Origin of the sequence: Acidobacterium capsulatum ATCC 51196 (genome assembly GCF_000022565.1) — a bacterium.
Classification (GTDB): domain Bacteria; phylum Acidobacteriota; class Terriglobia; order Terriglobales; family Acidobacteriaceae; genus Acidobacterium; species Acidobacterium capsulatum.
Genome location: NC_012483.1, coordinates 2,831,325 through 2,846,686 on the forward strand (window position 1 = coordinate 2,831,325; position 15,362 = coordinate 2,846,686).

Here is a 15,362-nt window from a genome sequence, read left to right on the forward strand (position 1 = left end):
GACGCAGAAAGGCCGTCGCACACCGCGACGGCCTTTCTTTTTTGCTCGATGGAGTCAGCGAAATTTCAGTACTTGTAGACCGCCGGCGATGGCATCTGCCCACGCACCCAGGCAGAGATCTGCATGGCGTGGTTCAGGTTCCAGGTGCGCACGCGGCTTGGCATGAAGAAGCACTCAATTATTCCCAGCAGCGTGGGAATTCCGGTCCAGCAGAAGAGAATGTAGAGAATGCCGGCCGTTGTCTCCCCGAGATAGAAGCGATGCGCGCCGAAGGTCCCCAGAAAGAGAGCCAATAATGCACCCAGCAGTTCATCTTTCTGCACCATGGCCATGTGCTGGTAAAAGAGGGCCTGCTGCGCGGGACTTGCATCCGCGGGATAGTAGTTGGCTGGGGTCATCGCATCCTCCTTCGGTTGCACGCGTGAGTCTTCAAACGGCCCGGCCAGGAATGTGTTCCTCTGAGCCTGCGCCGGCCCTTCTGATTTGCTATAGAGTGATACGCAGGCAGGTGCATTCCGGTTCCAGTGCCGAGGGCTACTCTGGGGGCTCAGGCAGCCTGTAAAGCCAGGCGCGCATCCGTCCAACGGACCCCTATGGCGACGGAAACAGCTTCACGCACCCGGAAAGCGCTCTTCGACAGTCATCCAGCCTGGATGCTGGCGCTGGTCATTGCCGCGCTCTATTTTGGGCGCGACATCTTTATTCCACTGGCGATGGCGCTGATTCTGAGCTTTTTGCTGACGCCGCTGGCCGAGCGCGTCGAGCACCGCCTGCATCTGCGCCGCACGCCTTCTGTGATTCTGGTGGCGATCGTGGCCTTTGGGTGCATGGCCATCATTGGCTGGGTGGTAGCCGCGCAGCTTCTCACGGTGGTGGATGCGCTACCCAACTACCGGGACAATATTCAGGCGAAGATTGATGCCATTCACGCCCCTGCCAAGGGCCCGGTGGCGCAGGCCGTCCGTAGTATTCAGGAGATCAGCAACGCGCTCTCCTCCGGTGCGCCGCAACCGGCTCCGGCTCCCGAGGTGCAATTGCCCTCATTCCGCCGCATGACGCGGGCTGATCTGGAGAAGGAAATTCTGCGGCTGCAGGCCGAGTCGCAGGCCAATACGAACAAAGGCCCCACACCGGTCATGGTGGTTTCGCCGCCTGTCTCTGAAACTGCATATCTGGGCACCATTCTGTTGCCGGTGGTCAAACCGCTGGGCATTCTTGCGGCGATGCTTGTTTTCACGGTCTACATGCTGCTGCGGCGAGAGGACTTGCGCAATCGCGTGCTGCTGCTGGCCGGGGTGGGCCACATCAACGTCATGAGCCAGGCGCTCAACGATGCCGCCGAGCGCATCAGCCGCTACCTGCGCATGAATGTGCTGGTCAATGCCGGCTTTGGCGCCGTGGTTGGCATTGGCCTCTATCTGCTGCACGTGCCCAACGCCACTTTGTGGGGTGTGCTGGTGGGCCTGATGCGACTTGTGCCCTATTTTGGCATCTGGGCGGCCGGCTCTGTCACTTTCATCTTCACGCTGGCGGTTTTTCCGGGGTGGTGGCATCCGCTCTTTGTGGCGATGATGCTGGTCGCCATCGAGCTGCTGATCAGTAATTTTTTTGAGCCCTGGTTTTATGGCAGCCATACCGGTGTTTCTTCGCTGGCGCTGCTGGTCTCGGCTATCGTCTGGACGATTCTATGGGGATGGGCGGGGCTGATTCTTTCGACGCCGCTGACCGTCTGCCTGATCGTGATTGGCCAGCATATTCCGCAGTTGCGGTTTCTGCAGATTCTGCTGGGAGACGATGCGGAACTGGAGCCGGAAGCTGCCTTGTATGAGCGCCTGCTGGCCATGGACCAGGCCGAGGCGCGCACCATCGCCTACCAGTACCTCGAAGAGCGCAGCCTGCTCGAACTCTATGACAGCGTGCTGCTACCGGCGCTGGTGCTGGCCGAGCAGGACCGTCACAAGGGCGATCTGGATGAGGTGCGGACCACGTATGTGCATCAATCCATTGCCGAGATCATCGCCGAGGTGGCCGAACACAAGCCTGCATGGCCCCCGAGCCTTGAGGCTGTGATGCAGCGTGCGCCGGCCCTGCGTTGCGGGCCCGTGGTTTGCGTGGCCGCCTCAGACTATGCGGATGAACTCGCCGCAGGCATGATGGCACATCTGCTCGAACGCGCCGGGCGAGACACGCTGCTGTTGCCCTCGAACGCGCTCTCTCCTGAGATTCTGGAGCGCCTCGCCCAGGAGAAGGACACGGTGCTCTGCCTCTCGGCGCTGCCGCCCTTTGCCTTCGCGCATGCCCGCGCCCTGTGCCTGCAATTGCGGCAGCAGATGCCAGACCAGCGCATCGCCGTCGGCTTATGGAGTGAGCAGGAAGACCAGTCAGAGATGGTCGTGCGCTTTGGAAAGGCTGCGCCGAGCACCGTGTTCTTCACCATGCGCGAGGCAATGACTTACCTGCTGGGCTGCGAAAATCCGCGCCCTGCACAGATGATGCCCGAAAGCTCCGCCACTGGGGTTTGATCCTGACGCGTGCAAGATAGAAAGGCCGCTCCGGATGGGAGCGGCCTTCAGACTGGTGACAAAGTTGAATTGGAGCAGAGCAAACATCGCGCAGGGGCTAAAGCCCGCTGATTTCATTGGGCTTGATCGGCATGACTGAAGTCATGCCCTGTTACAAAACGATTGCTGCATAGGTTTGTCATCAACCTCAAAGGCCGCTCCGGATGGGAGCGGCCTTTTTGCATTCGTAGCTGTTTTGCTTACATTTCGCGGGCGTTGTCCACAAAGGCCCGCAGCTTGCGCGAGCGCGAGGGGTGCCGCAGCTTGCGCAGCGCCTTGGCTTCGATCTGGCGAATGCGCTCGCGGGTGACCTGGAAGCTCTGGCCTACTTCTTCGAGCGTGTGCTCTGAGCCGTCTTCGAGGCCGAAGCGCATCTTGATGACGCGCTCTTCGCGCGGTGTCAGGGTGCGCAGCACTTGCGAGGTGTACTCCTTGAGGTTCACGCTGATGACCGCCTCTGAAGGCGAGACCGCCTGCGAGTCCTCAATGAAGTCGCCCAGGTGCGAATCTTCCTCTTCGCCGATCGGCGTTTCGAGGGAGATGGGCTCCTGCGCAATCTTGAGCACCTTGCGGACCTTGGCCACCGGAATATCCATGCGGCGGGCAATTTCCTCTGAGGTGGGTTCGCGGCCCAGCTCCTGCACCAGTTGACGCGAGGTGCGGATGAGCTTGTTGATCGTCTCAATCATGTGCACCGGAATACGGATGGTGCGGGCCTGATCGGCGATGGCGCGCGTGATGGCCTGGCGAATCCACCAGGTGGCGTAGGTGGAGAACTTGTAACCGCGGCGGTACTCGAACTTGTCCACGGCCTTCATCAGGCCGATGTTGCCTTCCTGAATCAGATCGAGGAACTGCAGGCCGCGATTGGTGTACTTCTTGGCAATCGAGACCACCAGGCGCAGGTTGGCTTCAATCAGCTCGCGCTTGGCCTGCTCGGCATCCATGTCGCCCTGAATGATCTCGCGCTGCGTGCGCTTCAGGTCGGCAATGGAGAGTCCGGCTTCCTCTTCGAGCTTTTCGAGGTCGGTCTTGCAGTTCTTCTGCTGGCGGCGGTATTCCTTCTTGAGCTCTTCGCTCTTCGACTGGTCATACTTCTGGTCGAGAGAGCGAATCTGGCGCTCAAGCGTGCGCATGGAATCGACGGTCTTGTTGACCTTGTCGAGCAGGCGCTTGCGCTCCTGATTGGTGTACTTCAGGTCGCGCACAATGCGCGTGATGAAGACCATTTCGCGCGCGATGAGCCAGCGCAGCTTGCGCTGCTCCTTCACCTTGCTCTTGGCGGCCTGCATCTTCTCTTCGAGCGCCTGAATCTTCTTCTGGTGCTTGACGATGCCGTCGATCTTGTTGGCCGTCTGGCGCACGCGGGCGGCCAGTACTTCTTCAGTGATCTCTTCTTCGTCGAAGATCACCACTTCCTTGACGCTGCGCACACCGCGGCGCAGATCTTCACCGAGCGCGATGATCTCGCGAATCACGATGGGCGAGCGCGAGACAGCCTTCATCACGCGCAACTGGCCGCGTTCAATGCGCTTGGCGATTTCTACTTCGCCTTCGCGTGTGAGCAGCGGAACGGTGCCCATTTCGCGCAGATACATGCGCACGGGGTCGTTGGTTTTTTCAAGCGTTCCTGGGGTAAGATCAAGCTCGACGTCGTCGCTGTCTTCGTCGTCGAAGCCATCGTTGCCGAGCTTGGGACTGCCTTCAAGAATGTCGATTCCCTGGGTCCCGATGGTCGTCATCAGGTCGTCCAGGTCTTCTGGAGAAGTCATGTCGCCAGGGATCAGGTCGTTGACCTCGTTGTAGGTCAAATAGCCCTTTTCCTTACCGGCGTCGATGAGCTTCTGCAGATCCTCTTCGTATTTATCGTCTAATGCCAAGCGGATTCGTCTCCCGCGAATATGGTCGGATCTGGCGTTGAATCGGACGAAGTGCGATCGAGGCCATGACAGGCATGTCCCATTGCGAACAAAGTCGCGGGACGATGGGCGCACCTTCCCCCAAAGACTTATAGAGTATCATGCGAGGGGTCTTCACTGGTACGACGCGTTGGTTTCCCGCGGACCTGACATGCCCTCCACGATCCGCTCCTGCAAGAACAGATCCCATAGGTATAGATGTGGAAAACGGCATTTTGTTGCAGTCCGGGGTCAAAATACCCGCTGAGGCCGGTATTCCGGCTGCTCAGACGAGCCGCTCCTATCCAGATCGCCACCCGTAAGCGTGTGACCGGGGATGTGGCAGGGCAATAGATCTGACGCCAAAGTGGTAGGCCGGGTTGGGCGGAGAAACCCTGTCCGGCACTCCCTTTGGGCCCGGCCGTTGGTTAAGATAAGCTAGCAGTCCGCAGGCAAGTCCCCCCGATGAGCAGCGGATGGGAGATTGCATGTCTTTGCGCAAGTCGAGGTATCTGGCTGCCGCTCTGGCCGTGGCGGCCACGGTGGGCGTCCTGAGCGGATGCCAGTCGGTGGCCGGTTCGCAGGCCGTGAGCCTGGTGCGGGTCATTGATGCCTCCTACAACGCCCCGGCGGTGGACGTGTATGTTGGGCAAACTCAGATTGCCGGGAATATTGCCGCGCCGTTCATCAGCAACTATGCCATTCTGAGCCCCGGCGTGCAGACGACCAAGATCGACAGCACCGGCACCACCAAGGTGCTCGCCACGGTGAGCGGAAATTATCTGGCCAGCACGCAGCACTCCCTTTATCTCTCCGACTCGGGCACCAGCTTTACGGCGACCCTGCTCACTGACCAGGTGACGGCGGCTCCGGCCGGCGACTTTGACGTGCGCTTTCTGCAGAACGCCAACGCGGTGGGCAGTGTGGATATTTACCTCGTTCCGGATGGCAGCAAGTTTGCCGCCGCCACGCCGATTGCGGCGAATCTCGCGCCGGGGCAGGTGACCAGCTACATTCCGGTGGCGGCGGGCAGCTACCAGCTCGTGATTGCCCCGGCCGGCAGCACCAAGGCCAGCTATACCGGCAGCGCCGTGGTTTACGCCTCGGGCCAAGTGCGTACCCTGCTCATCACGGACCAGCCCAATGTGGACCAGCAGCCCATCAACGTAGTGGTGGGCGACGATGTGGATTAAGAGCCGAAAGGCCAGGCGCGGGGCGCCAGATCTCGTGGCAGGAGAGACGAGCTTCTCCCCTTCTGGCGTGAAGCCGAATTAGGCCGGGTCGCAAACTTTACCTCAAAACGGCTATGCTGGTCGCCATGAAATGCTTCCTGCTTCTGCTGTTGGCCGCCGCCGTCTCCGCAAGCGCCCAGACGGCTTCCTCCCTGCCGCCGGGTACGCACTGGGTGGGCACCTGGGCCTCTTCGCAACAGATTCCCGAGCCGCGCAATACCCTGCCCGTTGCCGATCTCACCGACGCCACGGTGCGCCAGATTGTGCATCTGTCGCTGGGCGGTGACGAATTGCGCATTCGCCTTTCGAATGCCTGGGGCATGCGTCCGCTCACCTTCACGGCGGTGCATATTGCCGAGCCGGTGGCGCTGGATTCCTCTGCGATTGTGCCGGCGACAGATACCGAGATCACTTTCGGCGGCCAGGCGAGCGTGACGATTCCGGCCGGGGCGGAGTATGTGTCTGATCCTGTGCATTTTGACGCGAAGCCGCTCTCGAGCCTCGCGATCACGTTCTACCTGAAGCAGCCCCCGGCCAGGGAGACGAGCCATCCCGGCGCGCGCGCGACGACCTACTATGTGCATGGCGATCAGGTCTCCGCGCCTGAGCTGAAGGATGCGGGCACGGTCGATCACTGGTTTGAGATCTCAGGCGTCGATGTGGCCGCGCCCCGCAAGGACGCCTGCATTATTGCGCTCGGCGATTCCATCACCGACGGGCATGCCACGGAAGACAATAAAAATCAGCGCTGGACCGATGACCTGGCCGCCCGGCTGCAGGCGCATCGCCAGACCCGCAACCTGTGCGTGCTGAACGAAGGCATCGGCGGCAACCGGCTGCTCCAGTATGGGCTGGGACCGGCGGCGGCGGCCCGGGTGGATCGCGATGTGCTGGCGCAGGCCGGAGCGCGCACCGTGATTCTGCTGGAAGGGGTGAATGACATCGGGGTCTTCGGCTTTCACAAGAACGCCACGGCGGCCGACCATCATGCCCTGGTGGAGCGGATGATCGAGGCGGACCGGCAGATCATCGAGCGGGCGCATGAGCATGGCCTGCGCATCCTGGGCGGAACGATCATGCCGTTCAAGGGTTCGGGCTACTACCATCCCGGCCCGCAGGAGGAAGCCGATCTGGCGGCGGTGAATGCGTGGATTCGCACGCCGGGGCACTTTGACGGCGTGATCGACTTCAACAAGATCATGCGCGATCCGGCGCATCCTTTGCGGCTGAATCCGAAGTATGATTCGGGCGATCACCTGCATCCGGGACCCGCAGGTTATGTGGTGATGGCTAACTCCATTCCGCTCAAGATGCTCGAAGCGAAGTAGCCGCAAGCCAGAGGCAGGTGAAAAACGGTACCATCTTTGGCGTACGAGATCCGGCGCGTTATGCGCGCCGGAGACTTTTCAAAAGAGGATGGACTCGTGAATCTTTTGCGCCGTATTTCCTGTGGTGCTTTTTGGATTGCTCTTGCTTCGCTGACTTCGACCGCCGTCGCTCAGACGCCGCGTAACCTGCACTGGACAGACAGCTGGGCGGCCTCGCCCATGCAGCAGACCTTCTACACTTCCAACACTGCATTTCATGACACGACCGTGCGAGAGATTGTGCATCTCTCCCGTGGCGGTCACTACGTCCGCGTGCGGCTCTCGAATGTTTTTGGCACGGAGCCGCTGCACATCACGGCCGTGCATGTGGCCGCCGCGGTGGCCACCAACAGCTCGCAGATTGTCGCCGGCACGGATACTCCGGTGACCTTTCAGGGCAGCGCGGATGTGCTGATTCCGCCGGGGGCGGCCTATGTTTCAGACCCGGTGGCCTTTGACGCCAAGCCGCTCGAAAACCTGACGGTCAGCTTTCACGTGAACGAGCCCTCGATGCCCGAGACGTTTCATGACAATGCCAACCAGGTGGCATTCATGGCGCCGGGCGACCAGGTGGGCGCGACGCAGTTGACGCATGCCCGCAGCGAGCTGCACTGGTACTGGCTCACGGGCGTGGAAGTGGGCACGCCGCAGCCCGGTAGCTGCGTGGTGGCCTTTGGCGACTCGATCACCGATGGCTGGCAGTCCACCGTGAACGGCAACAACCGCTGGCCGGACGATCTGGCGGCGCGCCTGCAGGCTCATGCGGCGACGAAGAATGTCTGCGTCGTGGACGAGGGCATCAGCGGGAATCGCGTGCTGCTCGACGGTTCGGGGCCGAATGCGATGTCGCGCTTTGATCGCGATGTGCTCTCGCAGCCGGGCGTGAAGTATGTCATCGTGCTCGAGGCCATCAACGACATTGGGCATCTGGCCGATCAGCAGGACGTCAGCCAGGCCGACCAGGAGGCGCTCTACCACCACCTGATTGCGGGCTATCAGGAGATGATCGATCAGGCGCACGCGCACGGCATCAAGATCATTGGTGCGACGCTGACGCCCTTCAAGGGCTGCGGATACTACACGGCGCAGGGGCCGGAGTTTGAGGCGCTGCGGCAGAAGATCAATACCTGGATTCGCACGCCGGGGCATTTTGATGCCTACGTGGACTTTGACAAGGCGACGCGCGACCCGGCGCAGCCGGATCGTTTTGCGCCGGAGTACGACTCGGGGGATCACCTGCACCCGAATCCGGCCGGGTACAAGGCGATGGCGAATGCGATTCCGCTGACGTTATTTGAAAAGTAAATAATAGTTATTGCTTTGAATATAGAGGCGGCCGGAAGGCCGCCTCTGCTTTTGAAAATGTGAATGCGGATTCACTTTTTGGCGATTTTTTGTGCGGCGAAGACGAGAAGGGTGTAAGTGGTTGATATTGCATGAGATAAAATGTGAATTCGGATTCGCATTGATGCGGGTGCGTGGTGAATTGCCGGGAAGTTGTTTTATATCAGTGATTTGAAGTATGGTTCGGGCAGGTTTCCGGCTGCTAGATGCGGCGTATGTTGTTGATTATAAGCAGCATTAAAAAATGTGAATATGCATTCACATCTTTTGAGGGATAGGCTGTCTGGGGCGAGTCTTCTGAATTTCAGATTACCGGATTTGGGTGGAATTTCCGGCAGGGGCTTGAGGGCTGGTGTTCCCTCAGGTGCTTCAGAGTCTGTGTGAGTATTTGATTTCGATGTTGATAAGCGAGAAGTGAGCATGTCTCGTTATCGGTTTTATTCAAGGGAGCAGGTGGAGTTGCTTCCGCCGAGTGTTCACGAGGTTGTGGGCCGGGATCATGTTTGTTTTTTGTTCATGGGGTGGTGGAGCGTCTGGATTTATGCCGGTTTCATGAGGTCTACGCTGCCGAAGGTGATCGCGGCACAGAGAGTCACGCAGGCGGTCAACGACAACGCCGGACTGCTGCCGATGGACGATCAGGTGCAACGCAGGTGTGGTTCGCCGCCCGAGCGTGTGCTTGCCGACTCGGGCTTGTTCTCTGCCGCCAACCTGGAAGACCTGGAAAACCGCAACATCGAGTTCACCCTGGCGGCGCTGGCATGGCACCTCACCCGGCTGCACCTCGGAAAACAGAACTGACCAACAAAAACACCAGCCTCTTGCTCCAACTTGCCGTTCCGAGCACCTTTGCCTGCCCACAGCATCCAGCCAAACACCGCAACCACCATAGCCTGAACAACCCCTCCTACCACTCAAACCCGCTCTCACAAAGACTCTGAAGCCCGTACCCTTCAGGGGCTAAAGCTCATTCTTTTGAGGGGCGTTTAGTGGCACGGATGAAGCCATGCCCTGATACATGCCCCGATGCAGGGGATGCGTCTGGATGGACGGGGCTGGGTGGGAGGAATGCAGTTCTCCATTGAATATGTCCCCTTCGCCCTCGTTTTCGTTATTCTCATGGCATGCGTCTCTCTTCTGTGCTTCTGCTCTGCGGCCTGGTCGCCGCGGTTCCTGCCCTGTCCACTCAGAGCCTGTCCGCTCAGACCACCAGTGCTCCCAACACCGGCACCACCACGGCCAGCCCCGCGCCGCAAGCAACCGGCAACTCCGCGAGCACATCACAGAACAGCGCTCCCGCCGCTCCGCTTAAGCTGGAATCTCTGCCGCCCGAGCCGCACACGCTCACGCCCGCGCAGATTGCCCGGCTGCGCGAGCAGCGCATCCTCGAGGCCACCACCCAGCTCGCCCGCAATGAAGCGGCCTGGGGACCGGCGCGCTCCACACCCGGCACATCCCTCGATATGGTCGAGGCCGGCCGCAAATCCACGCCCCAGGGCCTCCAGATCACCTATACCTTTCAGGTCAAGGGCTTCAAGTCCACCGACAATCTGCGCCTCATCCAGTGGCCGCTCGACGAGAACCTGAAAGTCCTCAACACCGGTCTCTCCCTGGACGGACAAGGCCAGCTCATCTGCCCCGCCATCACACAGGGCGACTGCCTCAGCTCCATGCAGCCCGGCGATGCCGTCAAGTTTGCCGCCACCGCCGCACGCGGCGAAGCCCTGCGCCTCGCCGTCTTTGACGACACCACCAAGCAGCACGCCGAGACCACCGTCATCCCCTTCCCGCTGCTCTACACCGGCAAGAGCTGCCAGCTTGAGGCGATGCTCGGCGTCAAGAATGCAGCCCTCGTGCTGCTCGAAGGTGTCGGCTTCCCGGCCAGCAAGACCATCCAGATTCAGGCCGCCACCAATGGCGAAAATCGCGCAGTCTCCACCACCACATCGGCCAAAGGACAGCTCCTCGCCGCCTTCATGCCCGTCGTGGCCAACAAGACCTCCGGCACCACCACGCTCAGCTACGATGGCGGCCCCGGCTGCTCGCCCAGTCTGAGCTTTCCCTGGGGCGAAGGCTCCTACCACGCCGTCACGCAGGCAGAGGCCGCCACCCCGCAAGCCGCGGCACCGGCCACAAAGCCAACCCCGGCGCACTCCGCCACTCTCCACAAGAAGCACTGACGCGATCTCCCATCTCAACTCGGGTGCCCCACGTCCGTCCGTTCGGACGTGGGATCAACCTCACACCAACCCTTTGTCATCCCGACCGAACGAAGTGAGTGGAGGGACCTGCAGTCCGCCGCTCGTCCCAGGCACACCTCATCGGTATCAGGGCATGGCTTCAGCCATGCCGCAAACCGCCGCTGAAAACACTGGGCTTTGGCCCCTGAAGGGTACGGGCTTCAGCCCGTACATCCAGATCTCCACTAAAAAACACTGGGCTTTAGCCCCTGAGGCAATCCCGCCCTCCATACTCAACATCCGCACAGAAGACTTCACCATCCCGAACCGCTGCGCGATGAAGAATCTCGATGCCATCTCGCTCTCAGACGCCACCGTAAGTTTCTCCCCACCCACGCCGCCTCAAGTTTCCCACTCCCACCCAACAATCCCTTTCCTCCGGCTCCTGTTCCTGCGATACTTGATTGTGCCTACCCGGTGCCCCCAATCCACTCCATCCGAAAAGGTGAAGCATAAATGTCCGCAAAGTACATCTTTGTGACCGGCGGAGTCGTGTCCAGCCTCGGCAAGGGCCTCGCAGCCGCTTCCATTGGTTGTCTGCTCGAAGCTCGCGGCCTGCGCGTCAATCTCATGAAGTTCGACCCCTATCTCAACGTTGATCCCGGAACCATGTCGCCTTTCCAGCATGGCGAGGTCTTCGTCACCGATGATGGCGCCGAAACCGACCTCGACCTCGGGCATTATGAGCGCTTTACCCACGCGCGCCTCACCCGCGACAACAACCTCACCACCGGCCGCATCTACGAGCAGATCATCACCAAGGAGCGCCGCGGCGACTATCTCGGCAAGACCGTGCAGGTCATTCCGCACGTCACCAACGAGATCAAAAACGCCATGCGCAAGGTCGCGGCCGATGGCGATGTGACCATCGTCGAAATCGGCGGCACCGTAGGCGATATCGAGTCGCTGCCCTTCCTTGAAGCCATCCGCCAGATGCGCCAGGAACTCGGTCGCGAAAACACCGTCTTCGTCCACGTCACCCTCGTCCCCTGGATCAGCGCCGCGCAGGAGCTCAAGACCAAGCCCACGCAGCACTCCGTCAAGGAGATGCTCTCCATCGGCATCCAGCCCGACATCCTGCTCTGCCGCACCGACCGTTATCTGCCCCACGACATCAAGAGCAAAATCGCCCTCTTCTGCAATCTTGAAGAGAAGGCCGTCATCACCGCCAAAGATGTCGATTCCATCTACGAGGTGCCGCTCGTCTTCGCGCAGGAAGGCGTCGACAAGCTCGCCCTCCGCTATCTCCACCTCGACACCCGCGAGCCCGACCTCAGCCGCTGGAGCGCGCTCGTCGAGCGCTGCTACCACCCCACCGGCGAAGTCTCCATCGGCATCGTCGGCAAGTATGTCGAGTATGAAGACAGCTACAAGTCCCTCAAGGAAGCGCTCGTCCACGGCGCACTCGCCGAGGGCCTCAAGCTCCGCGTCACCTGGATCGAGGCCGAAGGCCTCGAAGCTCCCAACTACGAGCAGCAGCTCTCCGGCTTTGACGGCATCCTCGTCCCCGGCGGCTTCGGCAAGCGCGGCGTCGAGGGCATGCTCAACGCCATCCGCTACGCCCGCGAAAACAAGGTGCCCTACTTCGGCATCTGCCTCGGCATGCAGACCGCCTGCATCGAGTTTGCCCGCAACGTCTGCGGTCTGCAGGGCGCAAACTCCAGCGAATTCGATCCCGCCACGCCGCACCGCATCATCTACAAGCTGCGCGAGCTGACCGGCGTCGAAGAAATGGGCGGAACCATGCGCCTCGGCGCCTGGGCCTGCGTGCTGCAAAACGGCTCACTCGCCGCCGATGCCTACGGCAAAACCGAAATCAGCGAACGTCACCGCCACCGTTACGAATTTAACCGCGAGTACGAGGCCGTCCTCACCGGCGCGGGACTCCGCATCAGCGGCACCACCCCTGACTCCACCTACGTCGAGATCGTCGAGATTCCTGACCATCCCTACTTCCTCGGCTGCCAGTTCCACCCGGAGTTCAAGTCCAAGCCCCTCGAACCGCATCCACTCTTCCACGCCTTCGTAAAGGCCGCATACCAAAACCACAAGCCTCACACCGAGGCCACCCAGCCAGCAGCCGAATCCGCCCCCATCGGCAAGTAAATATCACCCTGCAATAATCTGGTGCCCCATTCAAGCCCGCCGTTGGCTTGAGTGGGGCTTTCTCTTCACTGGACGTCTCATCCCAACTCGGGTGCCTGTAGAAGGTCAAGAGGTTGTTCCTTCTTGGGATCGGCTGCTTGGCGGTTTGTAGTTGAGGCTACCATGAGGTCTTTCGTGGTTGTAGTAGTGGATCCAGGACTGCAAGTGTTGATCTCTCTGGCTGGAGTCGGTCCAGTGTTTGGCGTAAGCCCATTCGCGCATGGCTGTCTGGATGAAGCGCTCGGCCTTGCCGTTGGTTCTGGGGGTATAGGGCCGAGTGCGGCTGTGTTTGATGGCCATCTGCTGGCAAGCCTGACGGAACTGGCGAGAGCGGTAGCTGCTGCCGTTGTCGGTCAGCAGCGCGCGGATGCCGATACCATGGCTGGCGAAAAACTCAACCGCCGCGTGCAGAAAACCGATCGTGGTTTCCGCCTTCTGATCGGCCAGCATCTGGGCGAAGACCATGCGCGAGTGATCGTCGACGGCCACATGCAGAGCCAAAAAGCCCGGGTGTTCCTTCTTGCCCCGCAGCCTGCCGTCGCCGCGCAGCGAGACCTCGCCGAAGCGCGTCATGCCTTTGATGTCCAGATGCAGCAAGTCGCCTGGAGCGGCATGCTCATAGCGAACCACCGGCGGAGGCGGGTTCAGATCGCGCCATCGGCTCAGCCGCGCGCGCCGCAAAATACGGCTCACCGAAGACACGCTCACAGCGCTGCGCCGGGCGATCTGATACCCCGGCATGTAACCCCGCCGTAGCTCAATCACACTCAGCCGCAACGCCTCCGGCAAGCGCCGCGGGCTGCGATGCGGACGCGAGCTGCGGTCCCGCAAGCCATCCGAACCCTCGGCGCGATACCGGCGCACCCATTTGCCGGCCGTCTTTGCGCTCACGTTGAAGCTGGCCGCGGCCAGCTTCAACGTGCACCCGGTACAAATAACTTTTCTCGCCAACTGCTCTCGACTGTAAGGCGTTAGACGAGCATTCTGGTGAATGTCCATTCGATCTCTCCGAAGACTCTGCTTGTTCGCCACAAACAGCTTCTCCGCGAAATTTCGAATGGACAACCTCTTGAAACATCACAGGTGCCCCACGTCCGTCCGTTCGGACGTGGGATCGACCTCCTGCCAACCTTTGTCATCCCGACCACCGCTGCGCAGCCGAGCGATCCACATCCCCGCCCCAAAAAAGCAAAAGCCCCGATCTCAGAGATCGGGGCTTTTGAGCTTTGCGGCGAAGCCGCGCACACCTGGACGGCCAGTCCTAGGTGCCTTCGCTCCAGCTCGCCAGGTACTCTTCCTGCTCCGGAGTCAGACGGTCGATCCCGATGCCCATCGCTTCGAGCTTCAGGCGCGCCACGCGCTTGTCCAGATCCACCGGCACCGAGTAGACCTTCTTCTCGAGATTCGCGTGGTTCTTCACCAGATACTCGGCCGCGAGCGCCTGGTTGGCAAAGCTCATATCCATCACCGAGGCCGGATGCCCTTCCGCCGCCGCCAGGTTGATCAGGCGGCCTTCGCCGAGCAGATAAATCTTCCGCCCGTCGCGCAGCGCATACTCGTCCACAAACTCGCGGCCCGCACGCTTCGAAGAAGCCAGACGCGCCAGCGCCGGAATATCGATCTCCACGTTGAAGTGACCCGAGTTGGCCACAATCGCGCCATTCTTCATCGCCTCGAAGTGTTCCTGGCGCAGCACGCTCTTGTTGCCCGTCACCGTGCAGAAGATATCGCCAATCTTCGCCGCCTCTGCCATCGACATCACGCGATAGCCATCCATCACCGCTTCCAGCGCGCGCGTCGGGTCCACTTCGGTCACAATCACATCCGCGCCCATGCCGCGAGCGCGCGACGCCAGGCCGCGTCCGCACCAGCCATATCCGGCCACCACAAACTTCGAGCCGGCCAGCAGCACGTTGGTCGAGCGCACAATGCCGTCAATCGTGGACTGGCCCGTGCCATAGCGGTTGTCAAACATGTGCTTCGTCAGCGCATCGTTGACCGCAACCACCGGAAAGTTCAGCACGCCTTCCTTGGCCATCGCATGCAGGCGAATCACGCCCGTCGTCGTCTCTTCCGTGCCGCCAATCACGCCCTCGAGCGCATCCTTGCGCTTGGTGTGCAAAATCGTCACGAGGTCGCAGCCGTCATCCATCGTCACCTGCGGCTTGTGGTCAATCGCCGCCAGAATGTGCGAGTAGTACGTGTCGTTGTCCTCGCCCTTGATGGCATAGGTCTTGATGTTGAAGTCGCGTGCCAGCGATGCCGCCACGTCGTCCTGCGTTGACAGCGGGTTCGACGCGCAAAGCGCCACATCCGCGCCGCCGTCGCGCAGCGTGATCATCAGGTTGGCCGTCTCGGTCGTGACGTGCAGGCAGGCCGAAATGCGCAGCCCCTTCAGCGGCTGGTTCTTGATGAAATCCTTGCGGATGCTCTGCAGAACGGGCATCGACTGGTTCGCCCACTCAATGCGCTTGCGCCCCTGATCGGCCAGATCCAGATTTTTTACGTGATGCGAGGTAGGAATGCTTGTAGTAGCCATATATGTTTAGAAGCTGCGCCACCGCAAAGCGGTCTG

Annotated in this window: 11 protein-coding genes; 7 read left to right on the top strand and 4 right to left on the bottom strand. The window is 60.8% G+C overall.

The window, feature by feature from the left end; all coding sequences use genetic code 11:
• Positions 1 to 65 precede the first annotated feature (65 nt).
• Positions 66 to 398, bottom strand: coding sequence for a TM2 domain-containing protein (locus tag ACP_RS11620; protein WP_041839527.1), 333 nt, complete (start codon positions 396 to 398; stop codon positions 66 to 68).
• A 195-nt stretch (positions 399 to 593) separates the two neighbouring features.
• Between ACP_RS11620 and ACP_RS11625 the strand changes: the two genes are divergently transcribed.
• Complete coding sequence (locus ACP_RS11625) at positions 594 to 2,522, top strand: AI-2E family transporter (protein ID WP_015897528.1); 1,929 nt, start codon at positions 594 to 596, stop codon at positions 2,520 to 2,522.
• 239 nt (positions 2,523 to 2,761) lie between these two features.
• Here ACP_RS11625 and rpoD read toward each other — a convergent pair whose 3' ends face one another.
• Positions 2,762 to 4,441, bottom strand: a complete 1,680-nt coding sequence (gene rpoD / locus ACP_RS11630) for an RNA polymerase sigma factor RpoD (RefSeq protein WP_041839528.1) — start codon at positions 4,439 to 4,441, stop codon at positions 2,762 to 2,764.
• Positions 4,442 to 4,947: 506 nt separating this feature from the next.
• Here rpoD and ACP_RS11635 point away from each other — a divergent pair.
• The 6 genes from ACP_RS11635 (at position 4,948) to ACP_RS11665 (ending at position 12,748) form a co-directional block, all read left to right on the top strand.
• Positions 4,948 to 5,652, top strand: a complete 705-nt coding sequence (locus ACP_RS11635) for a DUF4397 domain-containing protein (protein WP_015897530.1) — start codon at positions 4,948 to 4,950, stop codon at positions 5,650 to 5,652.
• A 125-nt stretch (positions 5,653 to 5,777) separates the two neighbouring features.
• On the top strand, positions 5,778 to 7,019 hold the full coding sequence (locus ACP_RS11640; protein WP_148215136.1) for an SGNH/GDSL hydrolase family protein: 1,242 nt from the start codon (positions 5,778 to 5,780) through the stop codon (positions 7,017 to 7,019).
• A gap of 96 nt (positions 7,020 to 7,115) precedes the next feature.
• Positions 7,116 to 8,363 (top strand): SGNH/GDSL hydrolase family protein, encoded by a 1,248-nt coding sequence (locus tag ACP_RS11645; RefSeq protein WP_238525546.1) that lies wholly within the window; start codon positions 7,116 to 7,118, stop codon positions 8,361 to 8,363.
• A 459-nt stretch (positions 8,364 to 8,822) separates the two neighbouring features.
• A complete protein-coding gene (locus tag ACP_RS11650; protein ID WP_015897533.1) occupies positions 8,823 to 9,203 on the top strand; it encodes a hypothetical protein in 381 nt (126 codons plus the stop codon).
• Between the two features lie 323 nt (positions 9,204 to 9,526).
• Positions 9,527 to 10,582 (top strand): hypothetical protein, encoded by a 1,056-nt coding sequence (locus tag ACP_RS11655; protein ID WP_015897534.1) that lies wholly within the window; start codon positions 9,527 to 9,529, stop codon positions 10,580 to 10,582.
• A 516-nt stretch (positions 10,583 to 11,098) separates the two neighbouring features.
• On the top strand, positions 11,099 to 12,748 hold the full coding sequence (locus ACP_RS11665; RefSeq protein WP_015897537.1) for a CTP synthase: 1,650 nt from the start codon (positions 11,099 to 11,101) through the stop codon (positions 12,746 to 12,748).
• 105 nt (positions 12,749 to 12,853) lie between these two features.
• Here ACP_RS11665 and ACP_RS11670 read toward each other — a convergent pair whose 3' ends face one another.
• Together ACP_RS11670 and ahcY are read right to left on the bottom strand one after the other, a co-directional pair.
• Entirely contained in the window at positions 12,854 to 13,786 is a 933-nt protein-coding gene (locus ACP_RS11670; RefSeq protein ID WP_012680514.1) for an IS481-like element ISAcp2 family transposase, read from the bottom strand.
• A gap of 262 nt (positions 13,787 to 14,048) precedes the next feature.
• Entirely contained in the window at positions 14,049 to 15,326 is a 1,278-nt protein-coding gene (gene ahcY / locus ACP_RS11675; protein WP_015897538.1) for an adenosylhomocysteinase, read from the bottom strand.
• Positions 15,327 to 15,362: the final 36 nt, after the last annotated feature.